Source organism: Nonomuraea rosea (genome assembly GCF_039539705.1).
Lineage (GTDB): Bacteria > Actinomycetota > Actinomycetes > Streptosporangiales > Streptosporangiaceae > Nonomuraea > Nonomuraea rosea.
Genome location: NZ_BAABDQ010000026.1, coordinates 1 through 17,789, shown reverse-complemented (window position 1 = coordinate 17,789; position 17,789 = coordinate 1). Strand labels below are relative to the sequence as shown.

Sequence of the window (17,789 nt, the reverse complement as noted above, 5' to 3'; positions counted from 1 at the left end):
GACGTCCCGGTCAGGCCACCTTCGCTGACTTCGCGCTGCGCTGCAGCACGTTGCGGAAGGCGGCCAGCGCGTACTCCGTGTGCGTGCGCTCCCTGACGAGTTGCGCGGTGCTCATCAGGGCGGCACGGAAGCCGGCGTCCGACAGCGCCCTGAGCGCCTTGTCCGCCGCCTCCGCGTACGCCCCCGGCGGGTACAGCGCCTCCTCGGGGAGGATCTCGGGCAATGCGCCCACCGCGGGCGCGATCACCGGGCACCCGCGCACCAGCGCCTCGGCGACCGACATGCCGAACGACTCGTCGGTCGTCGTCGAGACGGTCAGCCCGCCGTTCGCCCCGATGGCGGAGTACAGGGCGGGCATCATGTCGTAGTCGACGCGCGGCAGCCACCGCGCCGAGCCGAGCGCGGGCGAGGTGGCGAGCTTGGTCGTCAGCGCGGACACCTCGCTCACGGGCGCGGTGTACCCGCCGACGAGCAACGGCGTGACGCCGGGGCGCGCGGCGGCGATCCGGTCGAGCAGGTCGGCGGCGGCCCGCCAGCGCTTGTGCCCGTCCAGCTTGCCGATCCAGGCCACCGGGGAGGAGCCGAGCGCGGGCGGCACGGTCTCGGCGTACCAGCGCTCGTCCAGGCAGTTGGGCACGACGCTGATCGGGGACAGGCCGAGCGCGCCCAGCTTGCCCCGCATGTACTCGCTGACGGTCACGATGTGGTCGGGCTGAACCGCGAGATCGCCCAGGTACGACAGATTGGCCGTGGTCGTGTGCACTTCGAGGATCAAGGATCCGGGTGCGCCCGCGCGCTGCCAGGCGGTCAGGAAGCTGGGGCTGTCGATCACGACCAGGACGTCCGGCTGCACGTCCCGGATGGCGGCCTCACGGGCGTCGTCGGTGGCCGCCACCCTGGCCACGCCCGGCGGGAAGTGGGCGACCATGCCGTGGTCGGACTCGTAGAGCACGCCGATCTCGAACTCGGCCGAGAAGTGGGTGTAGCGGTTGAGCAGCTGGGTGGACACCCCGCCGATCACGCCGTAGCGGTAGCAGAACAACACCTTCATCGGCACTCCAGCAGCGTCAGCAGGCCTTCCCGCCCCTTGCGCACGACCTGCTCGGCCATCTCGGAGTACGCGTCCACCCGGCACTCCCAGGTGTTGTACGCCAGCCAGGAACGGACCTCGTCCACGTCCAGGGACGCGTCCATGAGCTCGGGTATGGCGGCGACGAACTCCGCCGCGGACTCGGTGACGCGCACCCCCGGATAGTCCGCGCACTGCGGGAAGTACGTGGTCAGCACCGGCAGGCCGAGATGGAGATACTCGTAGACTTTGATCGGGTCCACGGCGTCGGCCAGCGCGCCGTTCTTGAACGGGATCAGCGCCAGCGCCCAGCCGGCGCTGAGCTCGGCCAGCTCCCGATGGCCGAGCAGCCCCAGCAGGCGCACGTTCTCCGGCAGCCGCAGGTCGGGGTTCTGGTGACCGGCCAGTTCGAAGGTGTAGTGCGGATAGGTCTTGGCCGCGCGGATCACCAGGTCCCAGTCGAACCACTTGTCGGTCAGGTGCCCGAAATAGCCGATCCTGGTGGCGTCGGGACTGCGCGGCGCCGCGGGGGCGGGGAAGGCCGGGTCGAGGGCGTTGGCGTTGACGCTCACCTTGCGGCCGCCCAGCAGCTCCATCTTCCTGGCCAGCGGCGCGGAGACGGCGGTGACGGCGTCGGCGTGCGCGACGACGTAGCGCTCATAACCGGGGTGGTACCACTTCGCCATGCCGATCTTGGCGAACTCCTCCCAGTCGTCGCGCGCGTCGTAGATCGTCACCCAGCCGAGCGCGGCGGCGTGGGTCAGCGTCCGCACCATCGTCTCGTGCGGGAAGGAGGCGAACAGCAGCTTCCGCTTGCCGCCGAAGTCGGCGCCCAGCACCTCGTCGAGCAGCTGGGGTGTGATGTCGATCGGGCTCTGGAACAGCAGCGGGTCGGGATGCGACGGCCGCGGGTCCGTGTCGCGCCAGCGGTAGTAGTTGAAGAAGACCGGGCAGTCGCGGCCGAGGTAGACGCGCGTGAGGCGGATGGGCCGGTTGCCCCTGGCCTCCTGCACGAAGGTGGTGCCGGAGAACATCAGCACCACCTCCTCGCCCTCGGCCGCTCTGGCCCGCTCGATCCACTCGTGCAGGCCGATCCTGAACTCCTCCAGCGGCACCGGCGCGGCCGGCGCGGGCTGCGGCGTGGGAGCGGGGGTGGACGGCGAGGACGGGCGCAGGACGATCGCGCGGGCCGGCCTGCCAGGGGAGGAGGCGGCCGGCCTGATCTCCAGGCGCTGCTGCACCGGCTCCGCCCGGCCCGGACGGCGTAACTGCCGGTAGACCGACAGCATGCGCCAGGCCCGCGAGGCGCGGATCCTGGCGACCTGGTCGCGGTAGTCCGCCAGGCGTCCCGTCACCGTCTCCAGCTTGTCCCGCAGGCGTTCGTTCTCCTGCCTCAGCTTGGGCTCGGCCGCGACGAGCTTGTCCAGGCGCTGCTGGGTGAGCGCGTGCCGGTGCCGCTCACCGTTGTAGACCGTACGGAGCCGGTCCAGGGCGGCCGTCTGCGTACGCAGCTCCGCGCCCAGCTCGGCGATCCGGTCGCGCAGCCCGCGCAACGTCTCCGCGTGCGCCGCCTCGGTCGCGTTCAGCACCTCGACGTGCGCGGCCTCGGTCGAGCTCAGCACTTCGACATGCGCCGCCTCGGCCGCGCTCAGCGCCGCGCCGTGGGCGGCCTCCGCGGCGCGCAGCTCCTCGGCCCGGTCCCGGAGGAGCGCACGCAGCTCGTCCCGCTGCGCCGTCACGGCGTCGGCCGTCTCGCGGATCGTCTCCAGACCGGCGGTCAGCCCGTGAACCGACTCCAGGAGCCTGCTCCGCTCCGCCTCCGCGGCACCGGCCGACTCGCGCAGCAGGCCGATCTCGATCTCCGCCGCGCGGAGGTCGGCCCGCAGCCGGTCGCGGTCCTCGGTCAGCGCGCCGAGCCGGTCCTGAACGTTGTTCCGCTCCGTGACGGCGCCGTCCGCGATGCTGGTGGAAAGCCGCCCGACGGTGTCCTGGAGGGCCGACAACTGATCGAGTACGTGCTGTCCCGCCCTGCTCTCGCCGAGCTGCGTCTTCAGCTCGGCGTTGGCCTCGGTGACGTCGCGGTAGAGGCGGTTGGCCCGCGTCAGCTTCTCCCGCACGCTCTGCAGCTGCTGCTCCAGGCGCTCCTCGCGTTCCAGGAAATCGGACTCCTCCTGACTCAGCAGGAAGACGGGGTCCCCGAGCGGCGTCTCCCGGCGTACGACCACCGCGGCGAGGTGCCGGTCCAGGGCGGTCAGCTCGCGGATCTCGAAGAGGGGCTCGATGAGCCGGCGGAAGCCGGCGCGGTAGAACGTACGGCGATGATCGTGATGCGGCATCAGTCCGTGGGGCACGGAGACCAGGAGCGTCCCGCCGGGCGCCAGGACGCGGTGCAGCTCGGCCAGGACCGCCCCGGGATCCGCCACGTGCTCCAGCAGCTCACCGGCGACCGCGGCGTCGAAGCAGCCGTCGGCGAAGGCCAGGCGGCCGCCGTCCCCCCGGACGAAGGCGAGCCTGGCGGCCACGTCGGAGGGCAGCTCGGCGGCCAGGCCCGCGGCGAAGCCGATGGCCTCTTCCTCGACGTCGACGCCCGTCACGCGGTCGCCGCGGCGGGCGGCGAGGATGGACAGGGTCCCCTGGGAGCAGCCCAGGTCGAGGATCCGCCCCGAAGGGAGATGATCCAGCAGCCAGTGCAGCCTGTTCCTGGTGAGCGCCTGGGTCTCGGGATCTACATCTATCCCGTTATAGGCACAATGGACGCGGTCGTGGTTCATATGGGCAGGAACCCCTGGGGAATGATCAGTGAGGGCCTGACATTACCATTTCTTGAAAAAGCCGTTAAGGGCGGTAGGCAAGGTGCTGCTGTTGCGTAAGTTCCTCATCCACGGGATCGCCCTGTGCCTGCTGGCCGGCTGTACCTCGGCGGAGCCCGCCGGTCCGCGGAAGCCGTCCTCGGTCGCGGCGGCGCAGGCTCCGGTCAGCCTCCTGCACGAGACCGTTCCAGGTCTGCGCGTCGGCGACGAGCTCTACGTGCCGCTCGACGCGCTGGAGAAGCGCCTCGGCCTGTCGGTGTCCACGGGCGCCGACGGCATCGTGCGGGCCGAGTATTTCGAGGACGAGACCCCGCTGATCACGAAGCACGACCCGCGCGGACCCTGGCTGCACTTCGCCACCGTGGACGTGACCACCTGGCGGCGCATCGCCATCGGGTCGGACGGAATCCCGATGAGCACGTATGACTTCGGCACGTTCCAATATCCGGTCGAAGTAGTGCAATACGGGATGGAGAACTACAGCAAGTGGGTCGTCACCGGCGATCAGAAATACCGCGCCAAGGCGGAGACGGTGGCCCGCTGGCTGCTGGAGCACCAGGACGCCAAGGGCGGCTGGCCGGTGCCGTTCGATTACTCCTACCGGGAGGGGCTGGCGGGCGAGCTGCGCGCCGGCTGGTATTCGGGGATGGCCCAGGGCATCGGGGCCGCGTTCCTGGCCAAGATGCGTGACAAGACGGGCGAGTCGCGTTACGGCGCCGCCGCGCTGCGGGCGCTCGTACCCCTGCGCACCAAGGTGGAGCAGGGCGGCGTGCTGCGCCGCTTCGAGGGCCGCCTGGACTGGTACGAGGAGTATCCGACGCCGACCGCGACGCACGTGCTCAACGGTTACCTGTTCGCCCTGATCGGCGTGCACGACGTCGGCGAGCTCCTGGGTGACGCGACGGCCAAGGAGATGTTCCAGCGCGGCCTCCGGACCCTGGATCGCGTCCTGCCCCTGTACGACCTTTCGTACCGGACCACCTACGACCTCCTCCACTACACGCGGACGCCCGCGACCGCGCCCAACCCGGCCCGCTGGAGCTACCACTCGCTGCACGTCACCCAGCTCTCGGCGCTGGACGCGATCACCGGCGGGCGCTACAGCGCGATCGAGAAGCGCTGGCTCGGATACCTGGACGGCAAGGCGCTGCCCGGCAATTAGCTATAAAGTCCACTAAATGAATCTTGGGAGGTAACGAGGGATGCGTCGGTTCCTGTGGGTGTCCCTGGCCTCTCTGGCGTTGCTGGGTGCGCTCGCGACCGGTGGTTTCTTCGTCTACCAGGCCAGCCTCGACAGCGACATCGTCCGGCTGCCCGCGGCCCTGCCCACCTCCCAGGAGGAGGAGAAGCAGCGCCCGCAGCCGAAGCCGGGGCTCGGCGAGACGTGGCTGCTCGTGGGCACCGACCGCAGGGCCGCCGGCTCCACCACGGGCGACGGTGCCGGCGCAGCGCTCTGGCAGCCCGGCTCCCAGCGCACCGACACGATCATGCTGGCGCACCTGTCGGAGGACCGGGAGCACGCCACCGTCGTGTCGATCCCCCGTGACTCCTGGGTGAACATCCCCGGCAGGGGCCGAGCCAAGATCAACGCGGCCTTCTCCTGGGGCGGACCGGCTCTGCTGATCAAGACCATCGAGACGCTCACCGGCATCCGCATCGACCACTACGCCGCGATCGACTTCAAGGGGTTCGCCACGGCGGTGGACGCGGTGGACGGGGTGGACGTCGACGTGGCCAAGACCGTGCGCGACACGAACAGCGGCACCACCTGGACGGCCGGTCGCCACCACCTCAACGGCGAGCAGGCGCTGCTCTTCGTCCGGCAGCGCTACAACCTGCCGGGCGGCGACTTCGACCGGATCAAGCGCCAGCAGGCGCTGCTGAAGGCCCTGTCCGACAGAGTGCTGAGCGCCGGGACCCTGACCAGCCCGGCGAAGGTGGACGGCCTGCTGCGCGCGATCACCAAGTCGGTCACCGTGGACGACGGCGTGACCCTGGCGATGCTCAGGAGCAGCCTGATCGACCTGGCGGGACTGGACGAATCCGGTTTCTTCACGATGCCCACCCGTGGCACCGGCATGGAGGGTCAGCAGAGCGTCGTCTACCTGGACGACCGCAAGACCCGCGCGCTGAGCGAGGCGATCAAGACCGACCGGGCGCGCGAGTACGTCAAGCGGACCGGCCCCGGCAACTCGGTGGACGAGGTGAGGTAGCCCCGCGAGGCCCCGTGTGGATGCGGGCCCGCGGTCAGGTAGCCCCGCCGAGCCCCGTGTGGATGCGCGCCCGCGGTCAGGTCACCTGCCGTCGATGTTCCAGGCGCGTACGGTCCAGTCCGTGCTCCCGGAGACCGCGATCGTCGTCCCGCCGCCGGGACCGGCGGCCAGCGCGTACACGGGACCGGCGTGCCCGGTGATCGGCTTGCCGAACGCCGCGCCCGTGGTGAGGTCCCACACCCGCAGCGACCGGTCGTCGCCGGCCGAGACCACCCGCTCGCCGTTCGCCGCCAGCGCCCGCACCCAGTCGGTGTGCCCGGTGAGCGGCGCGCCGATGGCCGTACCGGTGATCAGGTCCCAGCGGCGCAGCGTGCGGTCCTCGCCCGCCGACACCGCGACGGGACGCCCGCCGACCACGGTGGCGGCCACCGCGAGGACGACGCCGTCGTGGCCGGTCAGCGGGTCGCCGATCTGCTTGCCCGCGATGACGTCCCACAGTCGCAGCTCGTGGTCCTCGCTTGCGGAGACCACCACGGGACGCCCGTCCACGAGCGTGGAGGCCAGCGCCCTGATCGGCTTGCCGTGCCCGGCGACGGGCGGCCCGAGCGGCGCGCCCGTGACCGCGTTCCACCGGTGCAGGCTGCCGTCCGCGCCGCCGGAGACGATGACGTCGTTGATGATCGTGACGGCGTTGACGCTGCCCCGGTGCCCGGCCAGCGGCTTGCCCAGCGCGGCGCCCGTGTCCAGCCGCCACATCCGCAGGACGCCGCCCGCGTCACCGCTGACGGCGACCGGCTTGCCCGCCACGATGCCGGCGGCCATCGCCATGATCTGGTCGGTGTGCCCGAGCAGCGGCGTGCCGATGGCCGCGCCCGTCGAGGGGTCGGACATCCTGACGGTCTTGTCCGCGCCGCCGGAGACGGCCACCGCCCGGCCGCCCACGCTCGTCAGCGCGACCGCCTTGACCGCGCCGGAATGACCCGGCTGGCCCGTCGCCATTGCAGCGGCGGTCCACTTGCCGAGATCCCACGTGCGTACGGATTTGTCCGCGCCGCCGGAGAACGCGAACGGCGCCCCGTCGACCACGGCCGCCGTGACGGCCATGACGAACCCCGTGTGCCCCGTGAGCGGGGTGCCCACCGGCTTACCCGAGGTGTCCCAGCCGCGGATCACGCCGTCGCGGCCCGCGCCCAGCAGCGTCCAGGACGTCCCAGTCTTGATCGCCGCGAGCGAGATCACGACGTCGGGCAGTTGCTTGATCGTGCTCACCCGGTCGGAGGCGAGGTCCCACACCCTGACGGTCTTGTCGTCGGACGCGGAGACGACCGTGTCCGGCATGGCGGCCAGCGCCCGCACCCAGTCGGTGTGCCCGGCCCTGGACGGGGCCGCCGGCCGGCCGGTCTGGGGATCCCAGACCCGCAGCACCCGTTCCTTGCCCGCGCTCACGACGACGGGCTTGCCGTTCAGCGTGGTGGTGGCGACGGCGAGGACGGCTCCTGCGTGTCCGGTGAGCGGGGCGCCGATGGGGCGGCCGGTGGTGAGGTCCCAGAGGCGGACGGTCTTGTCGTCGCTGCCGGTGACCGCGACCGGCTTGCCGTTCAGCGTGGTGGTGGCGACGGCGAGGACGGCTCCTGCGTGTCCGGTGAGCGGGGCGCCGATGGGGCGGCCGGTGGTGAGGTCCCAGAGGCGGACGGTCTTGTCGTCGCTGCCGGTGACCGCGACCGGCTTGCCGTTCACCGTGGTGGTCGCCACCGCCCGCACCCAGTCGCCGTGGCCGGCCAGCGGCTCGCCGACGGGCTGCGCGGTGCGGGCGTCCCACTGCCGGAGCGTCCCGTCCTCGCTGCCCGTCACCATGACCGGGCGTCCGGCGACCGTGGCCGTGGCGACGGCGGTGACCGCCGCGAAGTGGCCCGTGGACCGCCAGCCGATCGGGGCGCCGAAACCGGTGGCGGCCGGCGCGGAGGTCGGGGACGTGGCCGGCGCGGAGACGAGCTTGGGCACCACCACCGCGCCCGCTCCGATCAGTGCCACCAGCACGGCCGCCGCGATCCCGAGCCGCCGCGTCCGCCGGCTCGGTGACGCCGCCAGGGGCGTGGCGCCGGTGGGCTGCGAGAGCGGGCCGGAGATCGCCGCGTCCGCCGGCGGCATGGTGAAGGGGATCGAGACGGGGACCGAATCAGGCGGCGCGAAGGGCACGCTCGGCGTGTCCGGCGGCGCGAAGTGCGTGATCGGGGACTGGGGCGCCGGACGCGGGGCCGGCCGCGGCAGGTCGGCGGGGTCGGGCACGGACGGCGGGCCGATCAGGGAGTTGAGCACCTGACGCGCGGTCGGCCGCCATTCGGGCGTGCGCACCAGGCAGGAGGCGATGATCGAGCGCAGCGGCTCGGTGATCCCGCTCAGGTCGATGTCGTCCTGGCGCAGGGTGATCGCCATGGCGGCGATGGTGCTGCCGCTGAAGAGCGGCCGGCCCAGCGCCGCGAAGATCATCGTCAGGCCCCAGCTGAACAGGTCGGAGGCCGGCGTGACCCGGTCGCCCGCGAGCTGCTCGGGAGACATGTAGGCCGGGGTGCCCAGGATCCCCGTGACGGTCACGGTCTTGTCGTCGAACCCGCGGGCCACGCCGAAGTCGATCACGTACGGGCCGTCCGAGCCGAGCAGGACGTTGCTGGGCTTGAAGTCGCGGTGGACGATGCCGGTGTTGTGGATGGACAGCAGCGCCGTGGAGGTGTTGACGGCCAGCCGGGTGAGCGCGGAGGCGTCGAGCGGCCCCCTGGCCAGCACGTGCTGCTGGAGCGACTCGCCCGGGATGTACTCGCTCACCATGTAGAGGCGGTCGTCGCAGATCCCGTGGCCCAGCACGCGTACGGTGCAGAACGAGGCGACCTTGGAGGCGACCTCGATCTCGCGCTGGAACCGCAGCCTGGACTCGACGTCGGCGGCGTTGACGGACGTCATGATCTTGATCGCCACCTGCTCGCCGTCGTCGTCGACTCCGAGCAGGACCGTTCCCTGGCCGCCCTCGCCGATGCGGCCCGTGATCCGGTACCGGTCCACGGACCTGGGATCTCCAGGCTTGAGGGGCTGGATGTCCGGCACGAGACTCCTGGCGGGGGGCAATACGGCTAACCCGATCATAGGGCCACAAGGTTCACCAGGCGGAGATGGTGCAGTGCGTGCTCAGGTGGCGATGGCCTTGGATTCCATGTCGGCGATCGTCCACTCCTCCACCTCGTCCAGATGGACGGCGGCGGCCTGCTGCGCGGTGGTGGCGTCCCTGGCCGCCATGGCGTCGAGGATCTCCAGGTGGCGGCGGGTGGAGCCGGCGATGCGGTGCGGGCCGGTGGCCCCGAGCACGCGCAGCCACTGGACGAAGGGCTCGGTGGAGGTGCGGGCCTTGATGAGCCTGGCGTTGCCGGTGGCGGCGACGATCTCGTTGTGCAGGCGGCTGTCGCTGGCGAAGAACGGCTCGTAGTCGCCGCGCTCGGCCTGCTGGAGCGCGGCGACGGCTTCCGCGCGCAGGTCGGCGATCTGCTCCAGGGACATGGAGGCGGCCGCGATCCCGGTGGCGACCCATTCGATGCCCTTGCGGAGCTGGCAGACCTCGTGCACGTCGGTGACGCCCGGCCGGGCGACGAAGGTGCCCGACCGGGGCCGCGTGACGATGAGCTGGTCGTGTTCGAGGCGGGCCAGCGCCTCGCGTACGGGGGTCCTGGAGACGCCGAACTCTGTCGCGACCGCCTGCGGGTCGAGCCGTGCTCCGGGCGCCCAGGTCCCGGTGGTGATCCGGTCGCTGAGTATCCGGTAGAGCTGGTCCGCGATCGAGTCCACGACTAGGGACGAGCCCTTCGCCAGAGGCGGCACTTATGTCTCCCTTTTGTGCGAATGCGGGTCGGCTAGGCGATCAGGTTAGCCGCGCGGAGCGCCGTGGCGATGCGCTCGCGTTCGGCCGGGCTCGCGGGGGCGAACGGCTTGCGCGGCCGGCCTCCGTCGCGGCCCTGCAACTGGAGCGCGGCCTTGAGCGTCGCGGGGAGGTTGGGGCCGTCGATCGCCCGCCACACCGTGAGAATACGCTCGTGCAGCTCGCGGGCAAGGGCGTGGTCGCCGGCCTGGACGGCGTCCCAGAGCTCGACGCTGAGCCGCGGGGTGACGGTGGGGATGGCGGCCAGCGCGCCGTGCGCGCCGAGCATGAAGGCCGGGTAGTGCAGGTCGTCGAGCGCGGCCAGGATGGTGAACCGGTCGCGCACCCGGGCGAGCAGGTCCACGAGCAGGTGCATGTCGCCGCCGCTCTGCTTGACGGCGATGAGCTGCGGCACCTCGGCGAGCCGCTCGATCACGTCGACCGGCACGAGCGCCCATGGCACCACGTTGTAGAGGACGATCGGCAGGTCGACGGCCTGGCCGATCTCGCGGAAGTAGGCGACGGTCTCCTCCGCCGACGGGGCGAAGACGTAGTGGACCGGGGTGATCTGCAGCGCGTCCACGCCCACCTCCTTCAGCGCGAGGGAGTAGCGGATCACCTGGGCGGTGGAGTTCTGGATCACGCCGGCGATCACCGGCACGCGACCGGCCACCTCCTCGACCACCACGCGGCAGATGTCCCTGCTCTCCTCCAGCGACAGGGTCTGCCCCTCGCCGGTGCTGCCGCAGGCGCAGATGGCGGTCACGCCCGCGTCGAGCAGGTATTTGATCTCCCCGCGCAGCAGATCGAGGTCCACTTCGTCGTTGTCGTCGAAAGGTGTGACGACGGTGGAGATCATCCCGTGCAGATCCAGCATTAAGACTCCTCGTCCCAGATGTTGCGGTCGCGTTAAATCTAGTGTCTGATATATCAGACTACCAGAGAGGATGCTGATGGACAGCTCGCGCTCGATCGGCGGCGGCGGCGCCGCCGCACCGCCCAGGCCCGCTGCCACGCCGACGCCGCTGCGGCGGGTGGTGTGGGCCAGCGCCCTGGGCACGACGGTGGAGTACTACGACTTCACCCTGTACGCCACCACGGCGGCCCTCGTCTTCAACGACGTCTTCTTCCCGGCCGAGACGCCGCTGGTCGGGACGCTGGCGGCGTTCGCCACGTTCTTCGTCGGCTACCTCGCCCGGCCGCTCGGCGGCCTGATCTTCGGCCACTTCGGCGACAAGCTGGGCCGCAAGAACGTGCTGATCATCACGATGCTGATGATGGGCGCGGGCACCTTCGCCATCGGCCTCATCCCGTCCTACGACTCCATCGGCATCGCCGCGCCGCTGCTGCTGGTGCTCATCAGGCTGGTGCAGGGCCTCGGCATGGGCGGCGAGTACGGCGGCGGCGTGCTGATGGCGCTGGAGTACAGCCCGCGCGAGCGGCAGGGCCTGTCCACGTCGCTGGTGCACATCGGCACCCCGGCCGGCGTGCTGCTGCCGGTCGGCCTGGTGACGCTGCTCGACGTCGCGCTCCCCGAGGGCGCGTACGAGTCGTGGGCCTGGCGGCTGCCGTTCCTGCTGAGCATCGTCCTGATCGCGGTCGGCTTCTACATCAGGCTGCACCTGAGCGAGAGCCCCGAGTTCGTCAAGATGCGCGCCGAGCGCGACGTGCAGACGGTGCCGGTCAAGGAGCTGTTCGGCAAGCACGTCGGCAACGTGGCGCTGTCCATCCTGGCCAAGATCGCCGAGAGCGGGCTGTTCAACGTCTACTACGTGGTCGCCATCGCCTTCGTCACCACCGAGCTGGGCCTGCCGCGCGGTCCCGTGCTGCTCGCGGTGCTCATCGCGTGTCTGGCGGAGTGCTGCACGCTGCCGCTGTTCGGGGCGCTGTCGGACCGGGTGGGGCGGCGTCCCGTCTACATCGCGGGCGCGGTGTTCCAGGCCGTGCTGGCGGTGCCGTTCTTCCTGCTCGTGCAGACCGGCGACTTCTGGCTGACCACCATCGCCATGGTGCTCGGGCTGGCCGTGGGGCACGGCTCGATGTACGGGGCGCAGGCGGCCCTGTTCGCCAACCTCTACCCGGTGCAGGTCCGCTACACCGGGCTGTCGGTCACCCAGCAGGTGGGCGCGACGCTGGGCGGCGGGCTCGCGCCGCTGGCGGGCACCGCGCTGCTGGCGGCCGGGGGCGGGCACTGGACCTGGCTGGTCGCGTACATGGTCGGGGTGGCCCTGGTCTCCAGCCTGGCGGCGAGCCGGCTCGGCAGCGGAGAGGTGCGCCGGTGAGCGGCCTGTTCGTACCGGAAAGCGATGCCGTCACCCCGGCGCTGCGCGGCTTCGCCCGCGCGCACGCGGGTCTGGTGGAGCTGAACGAGGACCCGGCCTTCCTGCGCGCCCGCGACCGCGACCCGCGCCGCGCCGTCGGCCTGGTCTCGGGCGGCGGCTCGGGACACGAGCCCCTGCACGCGGGCTTCCTGGGCCGCGGCATGCTCGACGCGGTGGCGCCGGGGCAGGTGTTCGCCTCCCCGCACAACCGGCAGGTGCTGTACGCCAGCCGGGCCGCCGCCGGTCCTGACGGCGTCCTGCACATCGTCAAGAACTACACCGGCGACCGCATCAACTTCGGCATCGCCGCGGAACGCCTGCGGCTCGAAGGCATCGAGGTCCGCCGGGTGCTGGTCGACGACGACCTGGCCACCGACAGCGCGCAGACGGCGACCGGGCGGCGCGGCACCGGCGCCACCGTCGTGGTGGAGAAGCTGCTCGGCGCCGCCGCCGACGAAGGTCGCGGACTGGCGGAGCTGGCCGGGCTCGGCACCGCCGTCGGGGCGGCCTCGCGCAGCCTCGCCGTCGCCTCCCGGGCGCAGACCTCCCCGCACACCGGCGCCCCGGCCTTCGAGCTGGGCCCGGACGAGCTGGAGTACGGCGTCGGCATCCACGGTGAGCGGGCGGCCAGGACGATCGAGCGCCCGCCGCTGCCGCAGCTGCTCACGCGCCTGCTCGACGAACTGCTCGCCGGGCTCCCGGCGGGCTCCGACGACCTGCTGGTCCTGGTCAACGGGCTGGGCGCGACCACCCAGCTGGAGCTATACGGGATCTTCGAGCACGTGGCGGAGGACCTCGGCGGGCGCGGGCTCCGCGTCGCCGAGTCGCTCGTCGGCACGTTCGTGCCCGCGCTGGACATGGCGGGGTTCTCGATCACCTTGACCCGGCTCGACGACGGGTGGCGCCAGTGGTGGCGGGCACCTGTGACGACACCCGCATTTCCCGTTCAGGAGGCATGAATGACCGGCTCACCGGTGCTGCGCCGCTACGCCGCCGCCGTGGCGGACGCCCACGCCGAGCTGACCAGACTGGACCAGGTCAGCGGTGACGGCGACTTCGGCGACAACCTGCGTTCCGGGCTGGAACGCGTGCTCGCCGAGCTGGCCGGGTCGCCGTCGCCGGAGGAGGGGCACGGGTTCGACGTGGCGGGCCGGGTCTTCCTCGACGAGGTCGGGGGGACCAGCGGGCCGCTGTTCGGGCTGCTGTTCAGCGAGATCGGGCGTGCGCTCGACGAGGATCCTCGCGCAGGCTGGGCGGCGGGGACGGCCGCCGGGCTGGCCGCGATCCAGCGGGTGGGGGAGGCCGAGGTCGGCGACCGTACCCTGGTGGACGCGCTCGCGCCGGCCGTGGCCGAGCTGGGGCGGGGCGGCACGTTCGCGCAGGCCGCCCGCGCCGCCGCGGAAGGGGCGCGCGGCACGGCGGAGCTGCTCGCCCGCCGCGGCCGGGCCAGTTACGTCGGGGACCGGGCGCGCGGCGTGCCCGACCCGGGGGCCGTGGGGGTGGCGCTGCTGTTCCAGGCGCTGGCGGCCGGCGACTGACCCCGTGTCAGGGCGCCGGCCGGAGCTTCGCCGCGGCGCCCTCGACGATCAGCTCCAGGCAATCGTGGAACAGGTCGTCGACGGTGCGGCCGGGCTCGAAGTACTCGGCCACACCGGCTATCACCGTGGGGTAGGCCGCGGCGAAGGCCGCCATGTCGAAGCCGTCCAGCGCGTCCGGGTCCAGCGGCAGGGCCTGCTCCTCCAGGACGTAGCCGACGGTGAAGCGTTCGACCGTCAGCACGATCATGCGGGCCGCCCGCAGCGGGAGCCCGCGCGCCACCAGGGTGCTCATCGCCAGCTCGGAGATCGCGGCCATCTTGAGCGAGAGCTGGGAGGCCGAGATGACGCGCGCGCCGTCGGGGTGCGCGAGCAACGCCCGGCGCAGCCGCTCGGCCAGGCCGATCAGCCAGTCCTGCCAGCGTTCGCCGGGCTCGGCCGGCACCAGCTCGGGGAACTCCTGCTCAAGGATCGCCTCGGCGATCGCGGTCACCAGGGCCGCCTTGTTCGGCAGATGCCAGTAGAGGGTCGGCGAGCGCACGCCGAGTCTGGTGGCGAGCTTGCGCAGGGTCACGCCGTTGAGGCCTTCGTCGTCCAGCAGGGCCACGGCCTCGGTGACGATCCGCTGTTTGTCGAGCGTCAATTTCCGGTACCTCCCTGCGTACTCTATCAGTGTTAGAGTGTCTCTATCGGTGATAGAGAAGATCACCATTCAGCCCAGGGAGGCGCCATGAAGGCAGCGGTGTTACACGAGGTCGGCGGCATTCCCCGCTATGAGGACTTTCCCGATCCGGTGGCCGGCGACGATGAGCTGATCATCGAGGTGAAGGCCGTCGCCGTGGAGAACGTCGACAAGGCGATCGCGGCCGGCACGCACTACGCGAGCGAGAAGTACCTCACTCGGCTGCCGCTGGTCCCCGTCTTCGACGGCATCGGCACGCTGGCCGACGGCACCCTGGTCGGATTCGGCAACCCGCGCCTGCCCTACGGCGCGCTCGCCGAGAAGACCGTGGTGGCCGCCGGCATGTTCGTCCCGATGCCCGAGGGCTTCGACCCGGCCGTGGCGACCGTGCTGGGCACGGCCATCACCGGCATGTCCATCACCACCGCCGCCGGTTTCACCCCTGGTGAGACGGTGCTGGTGCAGGGCGCCACCGGGGTCGCCGGCCGGCTCGCGGTCAAGGTGGCCCGGCTGCTCGGCGCGGGGCGGATCGTCGCGACCGGCCGCGACGACGACCAGCTGCGCGAGGTGCGGGCCATCGGCGCCGACACGGTGATCAACACCGCGGTCTCCGACGAGGCGCTGGCCCAGGCGTTCACCGACGCCAAGGGGGACGGTTACGACGTCGTCCTGGACTACCTCTGGAGCAGGCCCACCGAGATCCTGCTGCGCACGCTGGTCCCGGAGTCGTTCGCGTTCGGCAAACCGACCAGGGTGATCCAGGTCGGCGCGTCGGCCGGGCCCGTGCTCACCCTCGCCGCCGACAGCCTGCGCACCTCTGGCGTCGAGATCGTCGGCGCCGCCAGGGGGCTCACCCCGGAGACCATGGAGAAGGTGTACGGGCAGATCGTGGCGTGGGCACGGGCCGGCGAGCTCACCTTCGACGTGGAGAAGGTCCCGCTGAGCGACATCGAGGCCGCCTGGCAGCGGACGGATCTCAAGGGCAGGCGGCTCGTCGTGGTGCTGTGACGGCCGCGTCCGGGGGTGTCCGTCTGGCTGGCGAAAGTTACGGCAAAGGAGCGATATGGCGTGAAGGGAGGCTCCGCTCACTGTCTGTAGTGTGACGTATCTGGAGAGTCGTCTGGACGGGGCACGATCGGGATGGTGTGGGAGGACGCGCCGTACCCGATGCTGGCGATCAACGCCGCGGGCGTCATCGAGGAGGCCAACGGGGCGGCCCGCCTGCTCATCCCCGGCGCGGTCCCGGAATGGCTGTCAAGGGCAGCGCCCGACGGCCGCGCGCCCGCCACCGGGTACGAACCGGCGCGCGGCCCGATCGGCGAGCGCGTGTTCCAGGCCTACCCCGCGCCGGGTGACGGGGACCGCGTCCTGTGGTGGCTGGTCGACGTCACCGGCCACCAGCAGGCCATCGAGGCGCTGCGCGCGCATGACGAGTGGACCACGTTCCTGACCGAGGCGTGCGACGAGCTGCTGTCCTCCCTGAACCCCGGCCGCTGCCTGGAGGCGACCGCGCGGCTGGCCGCCCGGCGCCTGGCCGACGCGGCGCTCGTCGTCATGCCGGTGGCCGGCCGCCGGCACCTGATCGCGTGCTGCGACCCGCAGGGCAACGTGGTCCGCGAGAACGTGACCATCGACCCGCGTACGCTCCCCGGCCTCGACGAGGCGCTGCGGGGCTTCCCGCCGGTGCCCGACCGCTGGGTCGAGCCGGCCGAGGCCCCCGACTGGGTGCTCCGCGACGGGATCGGCGAGGTGGGGTCCGTGACGGTGAGCGCCCTGCCCGGCCACGGCCTGCCCGCGGGCGCGCTGGTGCTGCTGCGCCGCTCCGGCCAGCCCGGCTTCCCGGAGGCCGACGAGGTGTTCGTCCGGCTGTTCGCCGCGTGGGCCGGCGCGGCGATCTCGGTCGCCCGCCTGTACGCCGAGCAGGCCGTCATCACCGAGACCCTGATGGCCGAGCTGCTGCCGCCCGGCACGCCGCGGCTGGACGGCGTGGAGCTGGCCGCGCTCTACCGGCCGGCCGGCCCCGGCGAGCACGTCGGCGGCGACTTCTACGACGTGCATCCCGCGGCGGGCACCGGGCGCGAGTCGCTGGTGGTGCTCGGCGACGTGTCGGGCAAGGGACTGGAGGCCGCCGTGCTCACCGGACGCATCCGCAACACCCTGCGCGCTCTGCTGCCGCTGGCCGACGATCACCAGCGCGTACTGGAGTTGCTGAACGGCGTGCTGATCAACGACAGGGACGCGACGCGTTACGTCACCCTCGTGCTGGCCTCGTTCGAGCGGCACGGCACGCGGGTCGCGCTGCGGCTGACCAGCGCCGGGCACCCGCCGCCGCTGATCATGCGGAACGACGGCCGCGTCGAGGAGGCCGGGTCCTCCGGCACGCTGATCGGCGTGCTGGAGGACGTCACCAGCGTCACCGAGCAGGTCGTCCTGGAGCCCGGCGAGACGTGCCTGCTCTACAGCGACGGCATCATCGAGGCCAGGGGCGGCCCGCTCGGCGATGAGTTCTTCGGCGAGGAGCGGCTGGCCGCCCAGCTTCGCGAGTGCGCGGGCATGCCGCCTGAGGCGCTGGCCGAACGCGTCCAGATGCTGGCCTCCCAATGGGTCGGCGAGGGCGAGCACGACGACATGGCCGTCGTCGCCATCACGGCTCCGCGCGTCACCGGGGCAGGTCCGCGGCCATGACGTACGACATCGAGGAGCGCATCGAGACGCTGTGGACGGCGGCGACGGCCGGCGACGAGTACGCCGCGGCCGACGCGGTGACGGCCGCCATCGAGGCCGGCGTCCCCATGGAGACCCTGCTGCTGGACGTCGTCGCCCCCGTGCAGGCGCGCGTCGGATACGAGTGGGCGGCCAACCGCATCACCGTCGCCCAGGAGCACACCGCGACCGCCGTCAACGAGCGCGTGCTCGCCGCCCTCGCCCACCACCCGTCCATGCGGGAGCACCCGGAGCCGGCCAAGGGGCGGATCGCGGTGGCGTGCATCGACGGCGAGTGGCACGCCTTCCCGGCGCGGCTGCTGACCGAGGTGCTGCGGGGGCGCGGCTGGCGCGTCGACTACCTGGGCGCGCAGGTGCCCACGCCGCACCTGGTCGCCCACCTGCACCGGACGAACCCGCAGGCGGTGGCCCTGTCCAGCTCGCTCGGGATCCGGCTGCCCGCCGCGCACGCGGCGATCACCGCGTGCCAGGCGGCCGGCACGCCCGTGCTGGCCGGCGGCGCCGCCTTCGGCCCCGACGGCCGCTACGCCCGCCTGC

Annotated in this window: 14 protein-coding genes; 8 read left to right on the top strand and 6 right to left on the bottom strand. The window is 72.1% G+C overall.

Annotated elements, in window-relative coordinates:
* Positions 1–10 precede the first annotated feature (10 nt).
* Positions 11–1,051: a glycosyltransferase family 4 protein gene (locus tag ABEA43_RS42825; RefSeq protein ID WP_345571385.1), complete on the bottom strand. Its 1,041-nt coding sequence runs from the start codon at positions 1,049–1,051 to the stop codon at positions 11–13.
* A complete protein-coding gene (locus tag ABEA43_RS42820) occupies positions 1,048–3,840 on the bottom strand; it encodes a methyltransferase domain-containing protein (protein WP_345571383.1) in 2,793 nt (930 codons plus the stop codon). Before ABEA43_RS42820 ends, ABEA43_RS42825 begins: the two co-directional genes overlap by 4 nt.
* Before the next feature lie 91 nt (positions 3,841–3,931).
* On the opposite strand from ABEA43_RS42820, the gene ABEA43_RS42815 reads away from it, so the two are divergent.
* Both ABEA43_RS42815 and ABEA43_RS42810 read left to right on the top strand, forming a co-directional pair.
* A complete protein-coding gene (locus ABEA43_RS42815; RefSeq protein WP_345571381.1) occupies positions 3,932–5,041 on the top strand; it encodes a D-glucuronyl C5-epimerase family protein in 1,110 nt (369 codons plus the stop codon).
* Between the two features lie 40 nt (positions 5,042–5,081).
* Positions 5,082–6,092, top strand: a complete 1,011-nt coding sequence (locus ABEA43_RS42810; protein ID WP_345571379.1) for an LCP family protein — start codon at positions 5,082–5,084, stop codon at positions 6,090–6,092.
* An 81-nt stretch (positions 6,093–6,173) separates the two neighbouring features.
* Here ABEA43_RS42810 and ABEA43_RS42805 read toward each other — a convergent pair whose 3' ends face one another.
* The 3 genes from ABEA43_RS42805 to ABEA43_RS42795 all read right to left on the bottom strand — a co-directional run bounded on the left by ABEA43_RS42805 (position 6,174) and on the right by ABEA43_RS42795 (position 10,867).
* Positions 6,174–9,188, bottom strand: a complete 3,015-nt coding sequence (locus ABEA43_RS42805) for a WD40 repeat domain-containing serine/threonine protein kinase (RefSeq protein ID WP_345571377.1) — start codon at positions 9,186–9,188, stop codon at positions 6,174–6,176.
* A gap of 81 nt (positions 9,189–9,269) precedes the next feature.
* A complete protein-coding gene (locus ABEA43_RS42800) occupies positions 9,270–9,953 on the bottom strand; it encodes a GntR family transcriptional regulator (protein ID WP_345571375.1) in 684 nt (227 codons plus the stop codon).
* A 32-nt stretch (positions 9,954–9,985) separates the two neighbouring features.
* Positions 9,986–10,867, bottom strand: coding sequence for a dihydrodipicolinate synthase family protein (locus ABEA43_RS42795; protein ID WP_345571374.1), 882 nt, complete (start codon positions 10,865–10,867; stop codon positions 9,986–9,988).
* 76 nt (positions 10,868–10,943) lie between these two features.
* Between ABEA43_RS42795 and ABEA43_RS42790 the strand changes: the two genes are divergently transcribed.
* From ABEA43_RS42790 to dhaL, 3 genes are read left to right on the top strand one after another with little or no spacing between them, the layout of a single operon-like run.
* Positions 10,944–12,272, top strand: coding sequence for an MFS transporter (locus tag ABEA43_RS42790; RefSeq protein WP_345571373.1), 1,329 nt, complete (start codon positions 10,944–10,946; stop codon positions 12,270–12,272).
* Positions 12,269–13,270 (top strand): dihydroxyacetone kinase subunit DhaK, encoded by a 1,002-nt coding sequence (locus ABEA43_RS42785; RefSeq protein WP_345571371.1) that lies wholly within the window; start codon positions 12,269–12,271, stop codon positions 13,268–13,270. Before ABEA43_RS42790 ends, ABEA43_RS42785 begins: the two co-directional genes overlap by 4 nt.
* Positions 13,271–13,849, top strand: a complete 579-nt coding sequence (gene dhaL / locus ABEA43_RS42780) for a dihydroxyacetone kinase subunit DhaL (RefSeq protein WP_345571369.1) — start codon at positions 13,271–13,273, stop codon at positions 13,847–13,849.
* A 7-nt stretch (positions 13,850–13,856) separates the two neighbouring features.
* Here dhaL and ABEA43_RS42775 read toward each other — a convergent pair whose 3' ends face one another.
* The gene (locus tag ABEA43_RS42775) at positions 13,857–14,489 is read right to left on the bottom strand and encodes a TetR/AcrR family transcriptional regulator C-terminal domain-containing protein (protein ID WP_345571367.1); all 633 of its coding nucleotides are present in this window, start codon (positions 14,487–14,489) and stop codon (positions 13,857–13,859) included.
* Positions 14,490–14,576: 87 nt separating this feature from the next.
* Here ABEA43_RS42775 and ABEA43_RS42770 point away from each other — a divergent pair, with 87 nt between their 5' ends.
* From ABEA43_RS42770 to ABEA43_RS42760, 3 genes are all read left to right on the top strand, one after another.
* Positions 14,577–15,536, top strand: a complete 960-nt coding sequence (locus ABEA43_RS42770) for a quinone oxidoreductase family protein (RefSeq protein WP_345571366.1) — start codon at positions 14,577–14,579, stop codon at positions 15,534–15,536.
* Between the two features lie 132 nt (positions 15,537–15,668).
* Positions 15,669–17,213: a PP2C family protein-serine/threonine phosphatase gene (locus ABEA43_RS42765; protein WP_345571365.1), complete on the top strand. Its 1,545-nt coding sequence runs from the start codon at positions 15,669–15,671 to the stop codon at positions 17,211–17,213.
* Positions 17,210–17,789: cobalamin B12-binding domain-containing protein (locus tag ABEA43_RS42760; RefSeq protein ID WP_345571363.1), on the top strand; the 580-nt coding region annotated here is incomplete at its 3' end. The genes ABEA43_RS42765 and ABEA43_RS42760, both read left to right, overlap by 4 nt.